Below are 21,525 nucleotides of genomic sequence, written 5' to 3'. Positions count from 1 at the left end.
CGCGTCATCGTCCGACATACGTCGTCACGGCGTCGCGGCATGCGGCACGAACGCTCGTCGGGTCGCTCCAGCGATGTGTGACGACAGATTGCACCAGGTCGGGCGGGAGGCAGTCGGCGAATTTGAGATTTGTTGCGGCCGCCTCGCTGACGGCAGCACTGAGGCTCACGTCGTCCGGATCGATCGCGAGCAGCGCCGCCTTCAGGGTGGCCGCATCGACGCCGTCGTCTAGGGCGATCGATAGAGCGTCGAAGGACCTCGAACCCCGCCGCAGGTCCGAGAGCGCACTTGCCAGCGTCGTGTTGGCGCGCTGGCCGGCGAACGTCCACCACCTCACCTTGTCGCCGTCGCGCACCAGTGTGGTACCGGTGGGTCGCACCCAGCGGGACGCGTCGCGTGCAGAGCCCAGCGCATCTCGAGCACGGGCGCTGAGCGTCACGGCCACGGGGTCGGCCCCGCCCAGCACGTCGCGCACTCCTCCCGCTAGATCCGCACTCAACGGAGCCGAGCCGCCGGTCCAGCGGGCGGTGCCTCGCTCGTCGGAGGGTTCGACGTGGATCACCCGTCGGCGCCAGTCGATGCTCGTCACCCGCCAGCTGCGCCCGCCGAGCAACAGCACTCGTTGACTGCGGTCGCCTCCCGGGGGAGCGACGAGCAGCACTTCGTCCGGCACGTGGCCGAGCTCCAGGCGTCCGTGCAAGACAGCAAACAACGGTGGAGCGCTGAACACGGCGAGCAGCTCCATGAAGTGACGGCGGCCGAACTCCTCCTCGGTCCGGCGCCCGATCGACAGCATCCCGCCGCCGGTGTCGACCAGGTAGCCGCGCTGGACGAGGAATGCCACGACCGCGTCGGTGTGTTGGTCAACGGCCGACCCGAACACGAGGGGTGCGCCGAGCCACTCCCGCCACGTATGGGTCCCGATCTCTCCCTCCTGCAGGGCGAGTGCGAGAAGTTGCTGGCCGAAGATGTGTAACGGCAACGGTGGGGCGATCGTCGGCTCGACGAAGCCTTGCTCCCAGCGCAGTAGCACGGCGGCGGCAAGAGTCAGCGCGTCCTCAGACGTCGTGAGCACCGTCATGTTGCGCGTGGTGCCCGGGCGCCGGCCAGAGCGGCCGAGGCGTTGGAGGAACGCCGCGACCGTTGGCGGGGCGTCGATCTGCAGCACGTGGTCGAGGTCGCCGACGTCGATCCCCAACTCCAGTGTGGACGTGGCGACGATGACGCAATCGCGCGCTTCGGCGAAGGCCTGCTCCGACCGTCGCCGTTCGTCGAGACCGAGGGAGCCGTGCGATACGAAGGTCTCGACTTCCCGCTGCCGCAATTCGGCGGCGAGCTTTTCGGCGCGGGCGCGGCTGTCGACGAACACGAGCCGCTTGGCGCCGCGATGCAGTCGGGAGATCACCGTCGCCGCGTTGGACAGGTTGCCGACATAGTCGAGTGTGACGTCGGGCGCGCTCGCATCCGGCGCAGGTGGGTTGATCACATGGCGGGGCGAACGGCACGCGGTCGTCAACCAATCGAGCACGTCGTCGGGGTTCCCGATCGTCGCCGACAGAGCGATTCGCTGGACCTCACGCCCGGCCACGCGGGCCAAGCGAGTCAACAACGCGAGTAGGTGCCAGCCGCGATCGTCGCCAACGAAGGCGTGGGCCTCGTCGACGACGACGGTCTGCAGCCGGCCGAACCACGCTGTGTTGTCGACCTTCGGGGACACGAGCATCGCTTCCAAGGACTCGGGCGTCGTGAGCAACAGGTCAGGTGGTTCGCGGAGCAACCGGCCGCGAGCGGTCTGACCGACGTCGCCGTGCCACAGACCGACGCTGCGGCCGACGAGCGACGCATAGCCCTCGAGCCGGACGTGGAGATTGTTGAGGAGCGCGCGCAGCGGGCAGAGATAGAGCACGGTCAGGCCGCGCCAGTCCTCGGTGAGCATCCGCGACAACACGGGGAACACGGCCGCCTCGGTCTTGCCGCCGGCGGTGGGAGCCATGGCGAGTACGTGATCGCCGGCGAGGATCGGCGCGATCGTCTCCGCCTGGAGCGGGCGCAGGCCCCGCCAGCCGAGGCTGTTGACGATGTGATGCTGCAGCGCCGGGTCGAGTCGGCCGAATGCCGCCAGGGCGTCGTCGGCCCCGTCGGTCACAGGTCGAGGTCGATCTCGTCGACCGACGCTGCGGCACGCGCGTTTCGCTCGACGTCGCTGAGCTCACCGTCGACGACGGTCAGTTCGTAGTCGGCGCGGGGGTCGAACTCGGCGAACTGATCGACGCGGTCGAGCACGTCTCCGACGAGCTTCTTGAGGAACAGCCTCGGCGCCACACCGACGCGCCCGCCGAGATCGCCGGTCACCGCTTGGGCGAGGATTCTGACGTACTCGTCGTCACACACGCGTCGGATCCGTTCCGGGTCGGACGCCCCGGCCGCATACAGGTCGCGCACTCGCCCGCCGACCTCGACGAGGGCGCTGAGGTCGAACCCCGGCAGGCGGAGCTGCACCGCCCGCGGGTTGTCGAATCGGGCCTCGGTGGTGAAGTCGGTGTGCAGGCGCTGAGCCAGGGGCGGCAACCGGGACGCGCCCTGCGGACCGTCGAAGAACGCCGGCGTTCCGGTGATCATGAGGTAGAGGCCAGGGAACCGTCCCTGGTCGACCTCGTCGATCAGCTGCCGCATCGCGTTGAGGGCGCGGTCACGGGTGTCGCGCCGGACCCGCTGCAACGTCTCCACCTCGTCGAGCACGAGGACGAGGCCGCTGTAGCCGGCGCCGCGGAGGATGGTGAGCAGGCCGCCGAGGAAGGCCAGGGCGCCGTCGTGGTCGAGGTCCCCGCGTATGCCGGCGGTGCGCTTGATGGACGCGGCGACGTGCGGTTGGCCGCCGAGCCACGCGAGCAGGCCCTGGGCGTCGGCGACGCGGTTGTCGGCGAGCGCTTGACGGTAGGCGCGCAACACTGCGGCCAGGGCGGGCGCCCGTCGGGCGACGTCGCCGAGGCGCTGCTCGGCCAGCGTCGTGCTCGCGTCGAGCAGCGAGGCGGAGTCGTCCGTCGCGACCGAGCCCGACGACACGACGTCGTCGTGGAGGGCATAGAACCACGAGTCGACGACCGTCTGCAGCGCCGTACCGCTCGGCGAGTCGGACGTCGTCAGCCGCTCGCAGAGCCGGCGGTACACGGTCTCGAGGTGGTGCAGCGGGGTTTCGCCTTCGCTGATCTGCACCTCGGCGGTCGCGAATCCTCGTGACCGCGCCAACTCGGCGATCCATCGAACGGTGAACGTCTTGCCCGAGCCCCACTCTCCCCGAACCGCCTTGAAGCCGGCACCGCCGGCGGCCACGCCGTCCAGCTCGTCGCCGATCGCCGTGGCGTAGCGCTCGGTCCCCACGGCGAGGGCGTCCAAGCCCTGCTGGGGCACGGTCCCCCGGCGGAGGGCGTCGATGATCTCTCGCCGGCGGTGCGGAGAGATCACGGACCGTCGACCCCGAACTGGGTGGCGAGCAGTGCCGCGTTGAGCACGACGGTCTGAACGGATCCGTCGGCACGGACAGCGAGGACTTCGGCGCCGTCGATGTTGACGAGCCGCTGGACGAGCGTCAACGCCATCCGCAGCTGGTCGCGCGGCTCGTTGACGATTCGGGCCAACACTTCGAGGGGGATCGATCCCCCGTTGGTGACGATGGCGGCGAGGTATCTGGCGATCCGCTCGGTCGGCATCGGACGAGGCTTCATCCCGTCGACGCGAGAGGTGAACGCGGACGACGACACGAGCACATCGAGCCACGTTCGAGGGGCGTCCGCGGGGGTGCTGGGACTGGCTTCCTCGAACAAGGTCGGCGCGGCGCTGTCCGACCGGGACGGTACCGGCACCGCGGATGGCGGGGGAGCGTCGGGCGAATCGCTCGTGCCGGTCCACCAATCTGGGGCTCGGACGGGAAGGTAGTGCCACCCGTCGGGGAGCGTTCGGGCCAGCACGGCAATCGGCACGAGCACCTCTTGGGGGGTCGCTCCGCCGTGGTAGCCGTGCTTGTGGCCTCCGTAGCGGACGCGCTCGTCGACGGGCAGGACGACCCGGCCGCCCTTGAGGACTCTCGGCCCCGTGAACTCGAGCTCGTCGTCTGCGGGAGCCGGCGGCGAGGTCCGCCACCGTTCGCCCTGGCCCGCCCCCGCCGGCCGTGAGACCGCTCCTGCGCCATGGATGACGTGGCCGTGATCGGCCGTCATGATGACGACCCGCCCGCCTTCGTGGGCGGCGTCGAGGAGCGCCCCGAGCGGACGAAACGTCTCGAGCCCCCACTCGATCTGAAGCTGCTGGCCGCGACTGAGATGGTCGTCGACGGCGTTGAGGACCACGCCGACGATGCGCTGTTCGGGATCGGCGATCTGGCGCTGCACGTCCTCGGCGAGCGTCCATCCGCTCGCCCCCACGAGCTGACCCTTGTGGAACAGAACCGGCGGTCGGGTGGCCGGCGATGCCGCCCGCAGTGCGGCGTGGCGGGTGAACCCATCGCGCTCGACCTGCTGGGCCCCGTCGACGCGTCGGCCCGAGAGCAGCGAGGCGCGGCTGACTTCGGTGATCGTCGGCAGCATGGCGACGCCCGTCGGCCACGCCGTTCGATCGGCGGGGGCGGCGAGCAGCCACTGCTCGTTGCGCAGCTCGCGCAGCAGCTCGTTGGCCACGGCAAGGCTGGTGCCGTCGGAGACGATGAGCAGGACGGGTGCGTCGCGAGCGACGGGAGCCACGATCTCATCGAGGATTCTCTCCACGGGCACGACATCGTCGCTGGCGACCGGTTCGATGCGGGCCCACGCTTCCAACGCCGTGGCAAACGCCATGTCGCCCGCCCGGCGTTCGTCGTCGAGGCGGCGGCAGACCCGTTCGTACGCCGTCGCCACGGTGGCGAGCTGGTCGCCGTCGGCGAGGAGTCGTCGCACCTCGTCGACCCATGCGCCGTCGACGGTGTAGTCGCGAGCGAGATCGGCAAATCGAGAACCGCTACGACTTCGCTGCCCGCGACGAACCGCCCGAACGGCCGCGGCTGCTGTCAACGTCCGCCGGCGCCGCGTCGAACCGAGACGGTGGCCCGACAGCCACTCCAACCCTTCCGTCGCAGCGACCGCGTCGTCCGCGGCGACCGCCGCGGCGACGCGTCCGAGGCGGAGGTCGAATCCTGCCGGCAGAGCGTCGGAGAGCACGGCCAGATCACCTGCGGCGTGCTCATCCAGCAACGCCTGTGCTCGGTCGCAGAATGCCAGTCGCGTCTCGTCGTCGCCGACGTACGCCGTTGCCGCCTTCGCCCAGGCCGCCGCCGACGCGGCCGCGAGTCGGTCGCGCCCGAGCAGCGGCTCGAATCGGATTCGAGCGTCTCGCTGCTGGCGAGCCAGGCCGGGGTCGGTGGTTGCGGCGTGCAACGCGCCAGCGACGAAGCCGAGGGCGATGACGTCGGTGCTGCGGCCGGTCGCAGCCAGCTCGACGAGCACATCCGTTGGCGCCACGCCGCCCGCCCAGCGAGCGGCGACCTTCTGTCGTTGCTCCACGGGTAGCCCTGCGAGCGCCGATCCGATCATCGGCGTGGCCGCCGCGACCAGCACGTCGTCGAGCGTCTCGGGCTGCGCGAGGCCACCAAAGCGCGCCTCGTGCCACACCTCCCAGGCCGTGTCCCGATCGAGTACTCCGCCGACGAGCCCGTCGAACGGCCAGCCGCCAGGCGGCGCGACGGAGATCAGCTCGTCGACGAGCCAGCGGTCCTCGCGTGCGAGTGCCGGATCGAGCACCTCGGCGCGAAAGAGTCCGAGGACTGCCGCGAACGGGTCGACAGGAAGGACGCGGTGCTTGGCCAGCCGGGCGAGCAGGTCGTGTCCGAGCTCGTGGTCGCCGCAGGGCGTGATCACCGCCAGCAGTTCGCCACTGCCGGCCGACTCGGCGTCGGCGACCGCGGCGCGAACGGCGAGCGGTGAGGCGCAGGCCTTCACCCGGATCGGCCGCCGGCCCGTGTCGATGATCTCCGGCCCCGTCCACGTCGGCTCGGCGCGGACGGCCAGGGCGACACTGTCGGGCGAGACGGTCGCTGCCAGCGCCTGGATCTGCTGGACGTCAGGCGTCATCGCCGTTCGGGGGGGAGTCGGTGATCGTCCACGTCAGTGCCTGGCCCGTCTCGTCGCGCAGGCGAGTCGCCTGCCGGGTCAGTTCGGCCTCGACCTCGCTCCGGACGCGCACGCGTCGTTGATCGGCCGTTTCACCCACCGGGGGCGCCGGAGGCGTCGAGGTCGTGGCACTGGTGGGAGCGGGCGACGGCGAACGCTCCGTTGCCGCGCCGACGAGGCGTCGACGGATGAGGTCGGTGGCTGCCGCCTGCGCCTGCCGCAACGCCTCGACGAGTCCGGTGGTGAGCTCCTCGGCGGTGATGGCGGTGGCGATGCGGGCCTGCAACGCGGCAGCGTCTGACGCGAGGTCGCCGTCGAGCGTCGTGGCCTGGCGAACGAGGTCGACGTTGTAGCCTCGAAGCGCCGCGCCGACCGCCGCCGCCTGCTTGATCGACGTGCCCAGTGCGGCGACGGTGCCCGGCACGGCCAGGTCGGCGAGCAGTTCGATCGCCTGTTCCGGGTGTCGGGTCACGTCGGCAACGAGTCGTTCGGCGGCTCTTGCCGTGGCGAGCCGGGCGCTGCCTTCGACGTCGGCGAGCGGCGACAGCGTCAGCAGAAGGGTCGGCAGCTCGTGGACGGCGGGGCCGTGCTCGGCGATGAGGTCGCGCAGGATCCGGTCGTTGAGGTCGGCGGCGGCCGTGGCGGTGCGCAGGGTCGCTGCCGGGACGATGCCCAAGTCGCGGGCTCGCGCCAGCGCCGCGGTCCACACGCCATCGGTCGGGAGCTGTTGTTGGTGCAGTTCCCACTCGGGACGGAGCTGGCCGATCTGTGGCTTGGTGACCGGGCGCCCACCGTCGACGAGCGAGCGGTCCGTCTTGGCGGCGTAGCACAGCAGCACGAGATCGGCGGTGTCCCAGTTCAGGCCGCGTCGGTCGGACGGGGTCTCGGCGCCGTCGAGCCAGGCTCGTACGGTCGCCACCGTCGGCGTGAGGGTCGACGTCTCGGCTCGTCGCCGATCGATGAGGTCGATCCACGGCTGTGGATCGGCGACGAAGTGGGCGGCGTACATCGTCCCGAGGTCGAGCGGGCCGGCGACCCGCGTGAGCACGCGGCGCATCGCGGCATCGACGTTCTCCAAGCGTCCGCCCGGCTCCCCGAAGGCGGCGACCATCTGGGCGTACGTGTTGCGCAGGTCAGCCCCACTCACCTTCTCGGTGAACTTCGGGTGCTTGGGGAAGCGGTGTTCGAAGAGTCGGTCGGAAATCTCCTCGGCCCATCCCCGCAGGCTGGTGGCGGCCGGGGGTCGGATCGCCAGGCCGGCGTCGAGCGAGTAGATGTGCTCGCCGGTCGTCAGTTGCTCGTCGACGGTGCCGGCCTGGGTGGGCGCAACCCCATAGGCCTGGTCGATGATGCTGAGCAGGCGGCTGCGCACGGCGTTCTGCTCGTTGGCCAGTTGGCTCCGCGCGAGCGGGCGGTCGCTGGCGCTGAGGTGGCCGGCCAAACGATCGAAGTTGTCGCCGCGCAGCACGTGGTCGAGGCGAACGAGCTTGCCGAGGAGTTGCGACGTCTGATCGGTGAAGAAGTTCGGCAGCCACACCGCCGTCCACTCGGGCGGTCGTTCGCGCCGGTAGTCGTCGACGCGGGCGCGGTCGTCGGCCGGCCCGTAGCCGTCATCCCACGGAAAGTCGACGATGAGCTTCGGGTGCTGTCCGGCTCGCAGTACTTCGTCGGGGACGTCGGATGTGTCACGCACGTTGGCGAACAGCACGTCGACACGCCGCACGAACCCGCGCCACTCAACCTCGAAGTAGGGCTCGAGCTGATCGGCCCCCTTGACCGCGAGCGCCTCGGAGAGCAACTCGCGGACACGGCGCGCGCGCTCGCCGGGACTGTCGACGGCTTTCGCGGCATCGAGGATCGGCGCGGTGTCGATGCCCTGGAGCACCACGGTCACGGTGGGATCCTGCTCGTCACCGTCGAGACGCAGCTCGCCGACCTCTGACTGCCAGGCGCGCAGCTTGTCGAGAACTTGCTGGCGTTCGGTGCCGGGGATGAACGCCCGGACGATGCCCGCGTTGAGTGCGGTCAGTCGGCTGACGGTGAGGTTGCGCAGTGGCCCGACTTCGGGCACGAGAGCTGCGATCAACAACGACTTGACCAGCCGGCTGTCGGTGACGAACCCGTGGGTCGCAGCGAGCCCGTCGACCTCGTCGGCACGGAGATCGTGGTTGCGCAGGAGCATCGGCTCGAAGCGCTGGGTCCACAGCCGCCGGGCCTGGGCGAACTGCGCCCGCATCACCTCGGTGAGTGGTTCGTCACCGGAGTTGATGGCGTCGAAGAGGTCACCGAGGGGGATGAGCTGGCCGACCTCGAGACGGTCGCGGTTGTCGACGAGTAGCTGCAGCATCACCTTGAGGGCGGTGCGCTCTCGTTGCATGGCGCTGGACAGGGCGACGAGCGCGTCGACGAGCGCCGGTGAGAACGGGTACAGCTTGCGGAAGGCAATGAGATCGCCGCTATCGGTGAGCAGGACGTCGCGCTCTCCGCGCTCGTCGAGCTGCTGACGCAGCGCCGCGAACGTGTCGTCGAGCTGTTGCTCCGCGGCCGTCGACCGAGGCCGCAGCAAGCGCTTCGACGCGATCTCGGGGAGGTTGCGGTCTTCCAGCGTGATCGTGTCGAAGCGCCCCTCCGAATGGCGCAGCACCTCGGCCGCCACGTCGGACTGCAGACCGGGCACGTTGTCGCCGACAAGTTCCCGCAACGCTCGCTGGCGGGCGATGATGCCCACGATCGGTGCCGGCCGCTGGGCGTCATCACCCTCGACGAGCTTGACGAACTTGGCGCCCTCGCGACTGACGAAGGCGACGTCGCCCATGCGCGAGGCCAGCCACAGCACGAGTTCGTCGAGAAACATGACCACGGTGTCGTAGCCGAGGCTCTTGGCGTGGCGGCTGATCGCCTCCAGCCCGTCGTCGATCGGCACGAACCCCTCGCCCGATGCGGCCGCCTGACCGGGAACCGGGCGGTAGTGCGTGGCCAGGAGGGCGCCGACGAGCGCGTCGCGCTCGGAGGAGCCGGGGGCGGCGTCGAGGGCTGCCTCGAACCGGGCGGCATCCCAGCCGGCGCCATAGTCGCCCCACTCGTCGTCGCCGGCGCCGGCCGAGAGCACGCGGAAGAAGGCGTCGTCGCCGAGGTCGGCGCGCTTGACGACGGCGTCGGCAAGGATGCCGTCGGCGACGTAGACCGCCGGGAGGACGGCCTCGGGGTGCAGCTCGCGGACGTACTCCACGTAGCCGCCGAGGACGATCTGTTCGAGCGAGTTGGACCCGATCGCCTGGTAGGGCACGAGGAGGAACGTGCGTCCCTCGACACGAGGCGCGTACTTGGCGACGAGCGGGGCCAGTTCGGGCTTGGCGCGTGCGGCCGGGTGCCCCTGCAGGAGCAGGTGCAGGACGGCCATGAACGCCGACTTGCCCGCACCGAAGCTGGCGTGCAGGTAGCTGCTCTTGCTCTTCGTCTCGGCCGTGGCCGTGGTGACGAGCGACAGCGCTTTGTCGAACGACTCGACGAGTTGGTCGGTGACCACGTAGTCGGCGATCGTGCGGTCGGGGTCTTCGATCGCCGAGCGCAAGCTGATGACGAAGTCGGACTTGTGGACCCGTTCGGGGATGTCGATGAGCTCGCGGATCAGCGTCATGGCAGGGTCCTCGTCAAGAACTCGTCGAAGAGCGGCACTGTGAAGGCGGTGTCTCCGTGGGCTGGACTGTAGATCATCCCCTTGGCGATCAATCCCGAGCGGCGGGGGGCGACCGACTCGACGCGGACGCCGAGGCGCGCGGCGACGTCGCCCGAACGGTGGGGTCCGGGGCCGAGCTGCGCCATGGCCCGCAGGTAGTCCTTTTCCTTGGGCGTCAGACGGTCGAGGCGGACGAGGAAGAAGTTGCGATCGAGCTGGTCGATGACCGACGGCTTCGCCGCGAGCACGTCGTCGCGTGTGATCGGGGTGCCGACGGCGAGGTTCCACACGTGGTAGCCCCACTCCTGGAGGAAGTATGGGTAGCCGTGCGACTCGGCGATGATCGCTTCGATGGCGCCGTCGGCGAACTCCACGTCGAGCTCGTTGGCGGGGATCTGCACGGCGGCCGCGGCGTCGTCGGCGCTGAGCGACCCGATCGCCGGAAAGTCGAAGAGCCGCTCCGCGTATGACTTGGCGTCGCCGGCCAGGCCCGGCAGCTGGGGAAGGCCGGCACCGACGAGCACCACCGGCAGGTCGAGTTGACTCGTGCGGTGGATCGCGGTGATGAGTCCGGCCAGCTCGTCGCCGCTGAGGTACTGCACCTCGTCGATGGCGAGAAGTGCCCCGCTGCCAGCTTCGGCGACGGCGTCGCCCACGGCGACCAGCAGATCGGTGAGGTCCTCGGACAGGATTCCGGAGTCTGCCGTTCCCACGAGGGGATCGACGTTCACCGCGATCGAGCTGCCGTCGGGAAGCTGGTAGGTGAACGACCGCAGCGCGCGCAGCGCCTTCGTGATCGAACGCCTCGCTGGCCCTCCCGCGCTGAGCTCCAAGAGGATTTTGCGCAGCCGGCTCGCGAGCAACGTCCGGAAGTCGCCCGTTTCGGGCGCCTCGATGTAGGCGACCTGCATGCCTTCGTGGGTGGCGATCTCGGTGAACCGGTTGAGCAGCACGGTCTTGCCCACACCTCGCAGCCCGATCGGCATGTAGCTCTTGCCGGGTCGGCCGTCGAGCGCTCTCCGCACGGTCACACCGAAGCCGTCGATCAAACCGTCGCGGCCGATCAGCGCCGGCGGACGGGTCCCGGCGCCCGGCCGGTAGGGGTTGTCGAGCTCATCCATCTCAACGGACCTTACTGCGGCTTATGCGTCTTATCTCTCCCGGGATAAGTACTGTCAACTCGGCGTGCTGGCCCGCTTGGAGCCGAGAGCGCATCATGTCGACCGGCGCCGGCCGCGAGCAGGAGCGGCCGGACGCCACGCCAGGAGATCGGTCGCGGTGAGCTGGAGCGTGCGCAGCTCGCTGTCGACGAGGGCCTTGATCTGGCTGCCGGGGCGGTCGAGGGCTGGGTCGGCGTTCGGCTCGTCGTACCACTGGAGCAGCCAGGGCACCAGCTCGGCCAGGCCGGCGAGCAACGGCGTGAGCTGCTCGGCGTCGCGGCCGGCACCCTTGGCCGCGAGGTAGTGCGTCGCCAAGGCGCGAGCACGCTGCAGGTGATCCCAGCCCGCCCAGCCGACGACAAGCGACGGGTCGTTGGTGCGCTCGGCACCGGGATACGACACGAAGCGCTCCTTGGGCACGTCGAGCTTGCCGCGATGAGTCCACGCCACGCCCGTGAAGTCCGCCTTGGTGTACTTCGGCGGCACCGGGATGTCACCGACGTCCTCGCCGGCGTCCTCGCGTCGCTGCAACGCCCAGGTGTGTTCCCATTCGGCCCGCTTTCGCAACCCCGACTCGGTGTGGCGCAACGCAGCGAGATATGGAACCGCCTCGGCCTTGACGAGCTCGGCGACGAGCGGCCCGACGTCGACGTCGTCACGGCCCGCAAACAACCGGGCCACGGTCATGAAGTCGCCGTCACTGCGCACCCGGTCGGCGAGCTGCGCCGTCGAGAGCACCTGCCCCGACGACCAGTACTCGGCCGACTCCAACCGGTCGAGCAGCCAGTCCTTGAGCGCCGCGGCCTGCTGCTCCTCCCACGGCACCGTGTTCCACCGCCGCTTGTACTCCGGCCGCTCGATCAGGGCGATCTCGGGGTTCGACTCGATCACCGCGATGCGACGCTCGACGAGCGCCCGGTACTCCGGCGACCAGTGGGCAGGAAGCTCGGTGATCGGCGTCGAGCGGTGGCGGGCGAACCACGTCGTCGACTCCTCGCCCGCAGCCACCTTGCGGGCCAACACGATCTCAAAGGCCCGCTCGCCGAGCGCCAGCGGAGGCTCACCACCGGGCAACGTGAGGTCGTCGTCGACGAGCCCGTAGAGCCGGTACACCTCCCAATCGAGCTGCTCCTGCAACCCGATCATTCGAGCGAGCGTGTGGTGGTACTGCTCGCCGGCGTCCGCCAGCCGGGCGGGCGTCGGCACCTCATCGCGTGCGACCGTCGCCGGACTGGCTGCGCTCAGCTTCTGGGCGTCGTGATCGAGTGCCGCGGCCGTGTGGAGTGGAAGCGACCGTGGGAGTGGAAAAGCTTGCAGTTTGGTGCCGTCGAACTCGTAGAAGTTCTCGAATGCGTCAGTCGTCTGTCGTGCGCCCTGTGTATCGACCGTGCTGCCCTTGTTATGGAAGACCTGCTTCATCCAGAAGCAGGCCGTCGAACTGTTGAGCACGCCGAGCAGCTCGAGGTGCGCCGCCTCCGACGCCCCCTCGGGCAGCTTGATCACCGGCGCCGAACGGTTGAACACCTTCCCGCCACGATCGAGCACAAAGTGGTTGTGCGTCGCCACAAACGCAAACGCAATCGACAACGGCGTGCGCAACTTTCCGGTGGTCAACCGGCCGAACTCGGTCCAGTGCAGACCAGAGTCGACCTTGGTGACGCCACCGAACATCTTGTTGTTCTCGAGCAAAGTCTTTCGAGGCCAGAGGTGCCTAGCCGTCGGAGGAGCAAGAGCGTCACCGATTGGCCGCAAGTCTGCGTCGTACGGGAAAGTAGCTAGCGCGCAGGCTCCGAGACCCCAGTCACGAATTCGCTCACCTTCGACCATGGGGCGGGTCGGGCTCACGCCATCTCTGGCGGCACCTCGTGCGTCGAGCAGAAACGCATCGTCTTCCAAAGTAAACGAGGTGATGCCGATACTGTCAGCACGGGTTCCGAGCTTCGCGGCACCAGCCCCATCCAGCCGCTCCTTCAATTCGGCAGCGCCGCCGCCGCCGATGCTCCAGGGGTGGTGGTGGAGACGTTGGCGTTCCATGTCGACGACGCTGACGAACTCGGTCTGGCTCCCGGTTTGGTCGAGCTGCTCGGTGATGCTCGTCCACACCAATCCTTTGGCCGGTTCGGCTGGCGTGGACGGCTCGCCGCGAATGCCGAGGACCGCACGGATGTCAGCGCTCACGGGCGATCGACTGCGGCCGAAGAGAATGACCGTCGGCGTGCCGTGGCCTGGGATGTAGGCGCCGCTCGTGTCGATCATGTGGGTGAGGTCATGCTGGGGCAGCCACTTCTCGATGAGGTTCTTGCCCGACTCGCGCTTCATGAACGCGTTGGTCGTGATCAGGCCGATGTAGCCGGCCCGTTCGCGATCTGTGGGTGACGAGCGAGCGAGCTGCCAGAAGCGCTCGGTGAACGGGATGCCGAGCGAGTACTTGCCGCGGCACGACTTGTAGCGGGTGCGGTAGAGCTGGTTGAGCGCCGGGTCCTGGGCGACGATGTAGGGCGGGTTGCCGACGACCGCCGCGTACTCCTGCGAGAGCAGATCGCTCGCCAGTTCGAGGTCTTCGGTGGCGTAGCCGTGGCGAGCGGCAGAGATCTCGTTGTGGACATCGAGTTCACCGGTGGTGGCGCCGTGGAGGAGGGAGTCGCCGACGGCGACGTTGAGGGGGTAGGTCGGCGCGTCCCTGAGACGCTGGTCGCCAGCGGCTTTCATGGCGGCGACGAGGAGACGGAAGCGGGCGATGGCCACGGCGAAGGGGTTGACGTCGACGCCGGCGACGGCGGCGAGTGCACGGCGCACGCGCTCGCGTGGGTTGGTGGACGGTTCGGCGTCGGCCCACCTGGCGACGAGGCGGTGGAAGGCGCCGAGGAGGAAGTGGCCCGAGCCGCAGGTGGGGTCGATCAGGGTCGTGTCGGCGAGACCGAAGGTGGCGATGGCCGGTTCGAGGGTGCGGTCGAGGATGAACTCCTCCACGAACTCGGGCGTCTGGAGCAGGGCGAACTGCTTCTTGGCGTGGTCGGAGAGGTCCTGGTAGAGGTCGCCGAGGAAGCGGGTCGACCACGCAGGGTCGGTGAAGTCGTGGGTGATCTCACCGGTGTCGGGATCGATGCGTTGGAACAGGCCGAGCAGTTCGCGGGCGCCGTCGGCAGATGGCTCGAGGAGCCACAGCGGGTTGTGATCGCCGAACACGTCGCCCGTCGCCGGCAGTTCGCGGTAGTGGCTGAACACGTGACGCAGCCAGTCGCGGTCGTCCTGCGCCGGGTGATCATGGAGGTAGGCCGCCCGCTGATCGCGGGCGAGCTGGCGGCGGTTGCCAGGACCGGAGATCAGGGCGTCGGCGACGAGTCCGTTGTCCTCGCAGAAGCGCACGAACACGACGCCGAGCACCCACGACACGGCGACCTGGGCGTAGAGCCCCTCGGCCCACTGTGGCTGCGGGAGTGCCGTGCGACCGGCGGCCTTCGCCGCGGCGTACTCCTCCTTGACCGTTTCGGCGTCAGCGTTGGTGCGCAGGTCGTCGACGAGCGCTCGCACGAGCGATCGCGTGTCGGCGAGCAGGCGGCCACTGTCGATCATCGTCCCTCCCCGGCACCGACCGGCTCGGTGCGATGCAGATTCTCCAGCCACGGCGTCGGCAGCGACATGTGTTCAGCCAGCGTGGTGATCGGCACGGCCCGGCCGTCGACGGTGGGCGGCGCGTCCGGGTCGGTCGTGGCGACGAGCACCCACATCGTCCGCAGCCGCTGCTCCGCCGCCGGTCGGCGCAGCCGTTCGCGAAGCACGTCGAGCACGCCGAGCTGGTCGTAGCGTCCGAGCAGCCCCGGATGCGTCAAGAGCACGTGCTCGTGCTCGGCGAGCAGCTGGTCGGTCAACGGCGCCAGAGCGTCGCGCACGAGCAGCGTGAGATTGGTCCATCGTGGGCCGTCGGGCCCACCTGCGTCGGCGGCGTCGACCGCCGCCCATCCCACTCGTTTCGCCTCAGCCGTGGCGCGAAGGGAGTCGACGAGCCAGCGGTCGAGATCGACGATGGTGGGGTCGTAGTGGTCGAGTTGTTCGATCGCCCGCCGTTGTAGGCGCGGAGCGACGGTGAGCACCAGGTAGCCGCCGTGTTCGGCGTGCCGGGCGAGGCGATCGTCGGCCGCCTCGGCAGCAGCGCGGGCTTCGTCGGGCGCGGTGGCGACGGTTCCGGTGCGGTGCCGGAGACCGGAGTGGCCGAACGCCGTCGACGCCACCGCAGCCGAAGGCGGTGGGATGCGATAGCCCGGCGGCAGCGTCGCACCGCCGGCGGCCGCGCCGCCGTCGAACCATTCCAGTCCGAGCACGTCGAGGAGCAGTCGGTCGAGCTCGGGTCGCGGCGGAAGGGGTGCTGCCTCGGGCAGACGCGTACGCACCCGAGAGCGGACCTCGTCCTCGCTGAGCGTCCCGGCTCCCAGGAGCGCGGCCCGGGCGAGACGCAGGGCCCGTTCGGGGGCGAGCCCGCGTGTGTAGATCTCGAAGCGGCTCGACACCGCGGCCGTTGCCGACGCGGCCCCCGCCAGTCGGGCGAGTCGGGCATCAGGAAGCGCGGCCAGGCCAGCCGGCGGGGGAACGGCGCGGAGCCGGTCGAGCACGGCGGTGGGCGTGGGGAGTGGTTCGCTTGCGGCCAGCTGGTCGGCAAGTGCGCCGAGGCTCCCGGCGTAGTCGGCCAGCTCCTCGGCGACGAGCTCGTCGGTTCGCAAGGCGACGACCACCGAGCCACCGCCGAGGCGGCGCCACGTGAAGCGCTGCTTGCGCTCGGACTCCGTCTCCAGGGCGGCCCGCACGACCGCACGGGCCCGAGCCAGGCGGTCGGCGCCGGTGGCGGTCGACCCGCGGCGAGCCAGCAGTGCTTCGGCGATCTCGTCACCGGGAAGCACGCCGCCCGAGCGTTCGAGCAGCGCGCCGATGTCGTTGCGCACGGGCGTGAGCAGCTTCTCTCGCGCCCAGCGCTCGCGCGCCCGACGGAGCAGTTCGTCGAAGGCCTCGCGATCCAGTTCGAACAGTGCTCGTACTTCGGCGGCGCTGGGCCAGGGCGAACTGGACGCGTCACGTTCGAGTTGATCGGGCGCGCCGAGCCCGAGCAGGTACGTGAGGCGAGGTCCGTCGGCGACGGCCTGGGGTGTGGTCGGCTTGGGCACAAGCGTCCCGGCGATGCGGTCGATGCTGGCGTTGGCGTCCGACGCATCGGGCTCGACCTCGACGTGACTCCGGAGCAGGCCGGTGACCTCGAGCACCTCGCGCCGCACGCGAAGTCCGACGCCGGTCGCCCGGTTCCAGTCGAGTGCCGACATGGAGAGGAGCTGGTCGACCGTGCCGATGCCGCGCTGGTCGAGAACACTGAGTGCGATGCCCGACAGGCCCAGCTCGGCGACGGGTGTCGACGGTGTCGCGGCAGCGGTGAGGTGGGCCAGCGTTTCGGGGTCGGCACCGGTCGCATCGGCGGACGTGACGCCGCGAGCGGCGTCGGCGAAGGCGGCCCGCCACGCCTTGCGCATGTCGCCGGCGGTGTCGTATCGATGCCCGGGTCTGCGGTGCAGCGAACGCTCGAAGAAGGCGACGAGCCGCTCCCGCACCGACGGGTCGAAGAGCTCGGGGTCGACGTGGGGAACCTCGTCGGCGAGCTGGAGCGGATCGGTGCGGCCGTCACCCCAGCGCGGGCGAGTGCCGGTGGCCATCTCGTACAGCGTGACCGCGGCTGCGTAGCGCTCGGCGGCGGGATCCCACCGTTTGCCCGGCCGCTCGGCGAGAAACGGGTCGAGATAGCCGCGCGTGCCGGCGCCGATGCTGGTGTCGGGCGTCTGGGTCAGCGAGAAGTCGAACAGCACGAGGTGCAGACTGCGATCGCCACGCCGGGGCCGCACGCCCAGGTTGTCGGGCTTGATGTCGCGATGGGCGACCCCCATCGTGCCGAGGTAGTCGACAGCGTCGAGCAGGTCCTCGCCGAAGCGCTCGAGGAGGTCGAGACCGATCCGGCCCTGAGCGTTGAGGCGGTCGGCGAGCGTGAGGCCGGCGACGCCGTCGGGGTCACCGGCGGGCTCCATGCGCAGCGTGGTCCGGCCGCCGATGCGCTCGACGGCGTGAACCTTCACGATGCCAGGGTGGTGGAGGCGCTCGAGCGCTCGCGCCTCGTCGCGGAGCCGCTCGGCGAAGTCCTCGTCCTTGGCGACCTTGAGCACCTCGGGCTCGGTGCTCCCCGGCCGCTCACACAACAGGGCGACGGCGGTCGAGCCGGAGCCCAGCCGCTGCTTGACTTCCCAGCCGCCCTCGAGCCGGTCGCCCTTGTTGGCGGCGACAGGGTCGGTGCCGCGGTCGTCCTCGTCGACTTCCTCGACGTCGTCGGGCGCCGTGAGCGTCTCCAGCGTGTCGTCGAGCAACGACAACAGCTCGCTCACGGGAGCGCGGTTGGCGGGCTGGGGGTCGGTGGCGACCGAGACGAACATGCGCAGCTCGTCGGGCAGGCCGTCGATCGCGGCGTCGATGGCGAGTCCGCCGTGGTCGGCGAGCGCCGCGTCGCGCGCGGCGACATCGGCGGCCGGAGGCGAGCCCGTGAGGAGCAGGTGGGCGAGCGAGCCGAGTGAGAAGACGTCGAGCGCCACCGGGTCAGGGTCATCGGCCGTGAACGTCTCGGGGGCCAGATAGATCTGCTCGTCGCTGACCAGGCGTTCGGCGAGCTCGCCACCCAGCTCGGTCGCGGTCGTGTCGTGGGTCGTGAGGTGCGTCGCCAGCTCGCGAGCGCCGGCCTGCCAATGGCCGACGAGCAGCATCGGCTCGTCGAACGCCGTGCCGCTGGGGCGGACGAGGATGCTGCGGGCGGTGAGCAAGCGATGCGTGATCCGTCGCGAGTGTGCGTAGGCGAGCGCTTCGGCAACCTGACGGATCAGGGCGACTCGCGCGTCGAGGGGGAGACTTCGCACGTGCTCGGGCGCCCACAAGTCGAGCCGCTGCTCGCCCTCGACGCGGTCGAAGAGCACAGCGGGCCCGCGATCGGCCTGGACGAAGTCCCGCGCGCCGGCGATGTGCTGATGATCGAGCTGTTCGAGCAGCTTGAACTCGCGCTCGGCCTCGCGGCGCAGCCGAGCCTCCTCGTCCGCTGTGGTAGCTGCCCCAGCGAGGTAGACGCGCGCTCGGCGAGTGGCGCCCAGCTTGGGACGCCGGGCATCGAAGTCCTGCCAACCCGGCCCCTCGTCGAGCAGATCGCGCAGTTCCCAGTCGCCCGCCGTGCGCCCCCGATTCGCCGGCTTGATGCCGGCTTGCTCGATGGCCTCAGCGATCCGCTTGGACATCGGCTTGTTGATCGCGCCAGCCCGAAGCCCGGCGGCCGACGGATCCTTGAGCGCCTGGATGATGCCAGGCAAGACGCCAAACCCCCGATCGACAGGAGGCGGCGCGCCCGGGTCGGCGTCGCGCACGGCGACGCCCGTCCGGCCGACGTTGTGGAGGTTGCACTCGAGGTCAGCCGACGACAGGAACACGAGCGCCGTTACGAACGGGACGCGTTCCTTGGCGAACGGCCGCTGTCGGGAGAGCAGCGACTTCAGCCGCTTCGCCTTCGTGTTGGCCAGGATCAGCGGGTGATCGAGGAATCGTTCCCCCCCGTCTGGCCAGCGGTGACGCCAACGTTGGCCGTCGCCCGTGAGCACGCCGGGGAACGACTTGATCTCGACGAGGAGGAAGCCACGTGGGGTGATCGCCAGCAGGTCGACCTCGTTGACACTGCCGTCCTCGGCGATGAACTCGACGTTGGACCACGCCCGATACGGTTCGAAGTCGGGCAGTCGCGTGCGAACGAACGCCAACGCCTCGCGCTCGTGCGGCCACGGCGACGCCCCTTCGCTCCACAACGGAGGTTCCACTCCCTCAGCCCACCAGCTCTCGACCGCTCACGACGACGCCACTGTAGGGCGGATCGGCAGCGCAACCGTCAACGCGGCCCGTCACTCGTCCGCACCGAAGACTGCCGCCCGGAACGGTGCCTTCCAGTCGCCCTGCACGACTGGCTCCAAGTGGACGATCGATGACCCGTCGATGAGCTCGTGGTACTTGACGAAGATCCGGCCGATCTCGTCGATGGCCGCGTCGAGCTGGGCGAACGTGGGCCGTTCGTCGCCGATGCCGCGTCGATCGAGGTGAGCGATCGTGCGGTCGGCGACCAGCTTTACAGCCTCGGCCAGGCGTTCGAGGGACGCGAGATCCGACTCGACTCGGTCGACAGCGAGATGCCCGTGGCCGTCACCCCATTCGGCCTCGAAGCGCTTCTCGCCGTAGTCGGGCCCCATCGCGACATCCTCGAACAGCTGGCGGTGGCGGGCGGCAGTGAGGTGGCCGGGATCATCTGCAAGCTCGCGGAGTAGGCGCACGAGCGAGATCGACTTCGAGTCGGTGCCTGAGAAGACCAGACGGCGTACGCACATCGCGGCCGACGCCACGTAGAGCCGCATGTAGTGGCGGCGGAAGAACTCTGACTCGTCGCGACGGCTCAGTGCGGCGTCGAGCGTACGCCACAGCACCCGATCGTGATGCAGCGCGATTACGTCCAACTCGATTTCCCTCAGCCATCGCTTCCACTTCTCAACTCGCATGACGGCACCTTCCTCCGTCGCACATCGTGATGGGGCCTGTGAGGAAGTTCGTCATCGATGTCGAGGTGGCGGGCTGGAGGCCCTCGGCCGTCATGCCGGCCGTCATCGGCTCCGGGGATTGCCCTCAGGCCCGTTCACCACGGGCCGGGAGTCCGGCCGAGGTCGCAGAGTGTGACCGGTGGTACACGGCACGTGTCAGCAACCGAGCGGTCTGATGTCGTGATCCCTGTCTGAGCGGATGTCACGAGCGGTCGTCGTCGGCATCCTGGAGGGCTCCACCGCAGTATTCGCACTCCTCGGTCGGCTGCGGGATGTGAGCACCCATGCAGGCTGGGTCGCCGCACTTCCGGCCGGCCGGGCGTGGGTTCCGCTGCCGAGCGGTCCGATCGCGAAGTCCTCGCGTCGTCCAGACGCTGAGGCCGTCGTTCCAGGTGGGGTCCGTCGGCAGCCGCGCCTCCTGGAAGACCTCCAGCGGGTCCAGCCCGTCACTTCGCATCAGCTCCACCGCTGGGTTCGTGATCCACAGGTAGCCCCAGTTGGCGGCCATTGCCATCGACCTCAACCGTTCGAACCGGAAGCCGACGTAGGCCGACGACGGCGGGACCCAGCACTCGGTCAGTGGCCCGAGATGGGACTCCAGCAGCTCGATTACACGATGCGTCAGGGCACGCCCCTCGGTGAACCCGTCGTAGCCGCCCCACTGCGCCAGGGCGGCGTCGACATCAGTCGCAGGCTGTCCGTCCCGAGGTTTGTCGGCCTCGGGCGACTGTGGCGTGGCGCCGACCGTTCCAATGACATGCGCTGGTCTGTCGGAGTCCGTCGGGAGCTCCCACCGCGCCGCAGCGACGAGGTAGTGGTGGGAGAGTGCCGTCAACTCGTTGAGCGTCAGATCGTGGGCCTGGCGGTAGCGGTACACGAAGTCGGGGTTGTAGCCGAGATATTCGCCCTCGGCTTCGGTCCTCGGAACGTCATCGATCGGCCGACCGGTGAGTTCGAGAAGCGGCTCGAAGTCGAACCACTTCGCATAGCGGTCGGCGACGTACGCGTGGCGACTCGCTCGATCGTCCGGATCGGTGCCGTAGAAGCGATTGGTGATCACGACGACGCGCCATTGCCCGCCCTGGTACTGCCAGCCGAGCCAATCGCCATCGCCCTTGTCGAGGAACGCAGCGTTCAACGGCGCAGCGTTCGTGTAGAGGGCCTCCCACCTGATCGGGAGATCGCCCAGCAGGGCGCGGCTGTGCGCACGGGCAGAGGCGATCGCTGATCGGGCTCGGAGCTTGCTGATCGCATCGTGCATGCGGATCGAACGGAGAAGGCGGCCGGACTCGCCGTACAGCGCGACCGGCTCGTCGCCGGACACCTCACCGACGGTCGACGCGAGACGGTGCAGGTCTCGAATGAACGTCACGTAGTAGCGAACGAGCTCGCCATCGAAACCGCCGATCGCGTGTGGGACTCGCGCCAGGGCACCGGCGAGGTCGAGATACGAGACGAACTTCCACTCGTGAGGATCGTCGCCGCGGGTTGTGTGCGTGCCACTTGGCCAGTCCGGAGAGCCGAGGCTCAGCAGGATGAGCGTCGGGTCGACGAGCCCCGCGAGGGCGCCCGAGGTGTACCTGTCGAGTTGCTCTTCGTCAGGTGGGGAGAACACCTTGTTCTCGATGACGAACGGAGCGCGACCGGGGAGTTCGACGGCGAGGTCGAGGTGGTTCTTCTCACGTTGCACTCGTGGCTCGGTCACCGGGCCGGCCGGCACCAGCCCGGCCAGAGCCTCCGCGGCCGCTGCGGGGTGAGTCTCGAACAGCCAGGCGAGCAGGTTCGAGTGGAACAGTTCCTTCGAGTTGAGCGATAGGTGGAAGAGCGGGTTGGCCTGCAGAGCGTCGCAGATCGCCGCGACCTCGGTCGTCGCACCATCTGAAGGATCGTCGTGCACCGTCATACCTCTACGTTGCGTTCGT

General features: G+C 69.5%; 9 protein-coding genes. All 9 read right to left on the bottom strand.

Annotated features, from left to right (window positions below):
• Positions 1–4: 4 nt before the first annotated feature.
• The 9 genes from DN771_RS10585 to DN771_RS10545 all read right to left on the bottom strand — a co-directional run bounded on the left by DN771_RS10585 (position 5) and on the right by DN771_RS10545 (position 21,506).
• On the bottom strand, positions 5–2,146 hold the full coding sequence (locus DN771_RS10585) for a DEAD/DEAH box helicase (RefSeq protein ID WP_205528529.1): 2,142 nt from the start codon (positions 2,144–2,146) through the stop codon (positions 5–7).
• On the bottom strand, positions 2,143–3,462 hold the full coding sequence (gene brxD / locus DN771_RS10580; RefSeq protein WP_116997340.1) for a BREX system ATP-binding protein BrxD: 1,320 nt from the start codon (positions 3,460–3,462) through the stop codon (positions 2,143–2,145). The genes DN771_RS10585 and brxD overlap by 4 nt, the downstream gene beginning before the upstream one ends.
• On the bottom strand, positions 3,459–6,095 hold the full coding sequence (gene pglZ / locus DN771_RS10575; RefSeq protein ID WP_116997339.1) for a BREX-2 system phosphatase PglZ: 2,637 nt from the start codon (positions 6,093–6,095) through the stop codon (positions 3,459–3,461). The genes brxD and pglZ overlap by 4 nt, the downstream gene beginning before the upstream one ends.
• On the bottom strand, positions 6,085–9,771 hold the full coding sequence (locus DN771_RS10570; protein WP_116997338.1) for a BREX-2 system ATPase PglY family protein: 3,687 nt from the start codon (positions 9,769–9,771) through the stop codon (positions 6,085–6,087). Before DN771_RS10570 ends, pglZ begins: the two co-directional genes overlap by 11 nt.
• The gene (locus DN771_RS10565) at positions 9,768–10,931 is read right to left on the bottom strand and encodes an ATP-binding protein (protein ID WP_116997337.1); all 1,164 of its coding nucleotides are present in this window, start codon (positions 10,929–10,931) and stop codon (positions 9,768–9,770) included. Before DN771_RS10565 ends, DN771_RS10570 begins: the two co-directional genes overlap by 4 nt.
• 93 nt (positions 10,932–11,024) lie before the next feature.
• Complete coding sequence (gene pglX / locus DN771_RS10560; RefSeq protein ID WP_116997336.1) at positions 11,025–14,543, bottom strand: BREX-2 system adenine-specific DNA-methyltransferase PglX; 3,519 nt, start codon at positions 14,541–14,543, stop codon at positions 11,025–11,027.
• Positions 14,540–18,838, bottom strand: a complete 4,299-nt coding sequence (gene pglW, locus DN771_RS10555; RefSeq protein WP_116997335.1) for a BREX system serine/threonine kinase PglW — start codon at positions 18,836–18,838, stop codon at positions 14,540–14,542. The genes pglX and pglW overlap by 4 nt, the downstream gene beginning before the upstream one ends.
• An 81-nt stretch (positions 18,839–18,919) precedes the next feature.
• Positions 18,920–19,564: an AbiU2 domain-containing protein gene (locus DN771_RS10550; RefSeq protein WP_162941791.1), complete on the bottom strand. Its 645-nt coding sequence runs from the start codon at positions 19,562–19,564 to the stop codon at positions 18,920–18,922.
• Between the two features lie 241 nt (positions 19,565–19,805).
• Positions 19,806–21,506, bottom strand: coding sequence for a PDDEXK-like family protein (locus DN771_RS10545; protein WP_116997333.1), 1,701 nt, complete (start codon positions 21,504–21,506; stop codon positions 19,806–19,808).
• Between the last annotated feature and the right edge of the window lie 19 nt (positions 21,507–21,525).

This window comes from Desertimonas flava, from assembly GCF_003426815.1.
GTDB classification, from domain to species: domain Bacteria; phylum Actinomycetota; class Acidimicrobiia; order Acidimicrobiales; family Ilumatobacteraceae; genus Desertimonas; species Desertimonas flava.
The sequence above is the reverse complement of the archived record's forward strand: the minus strand, read 5'-3'. Positions and strand labels throughout refer to the sequence as shown.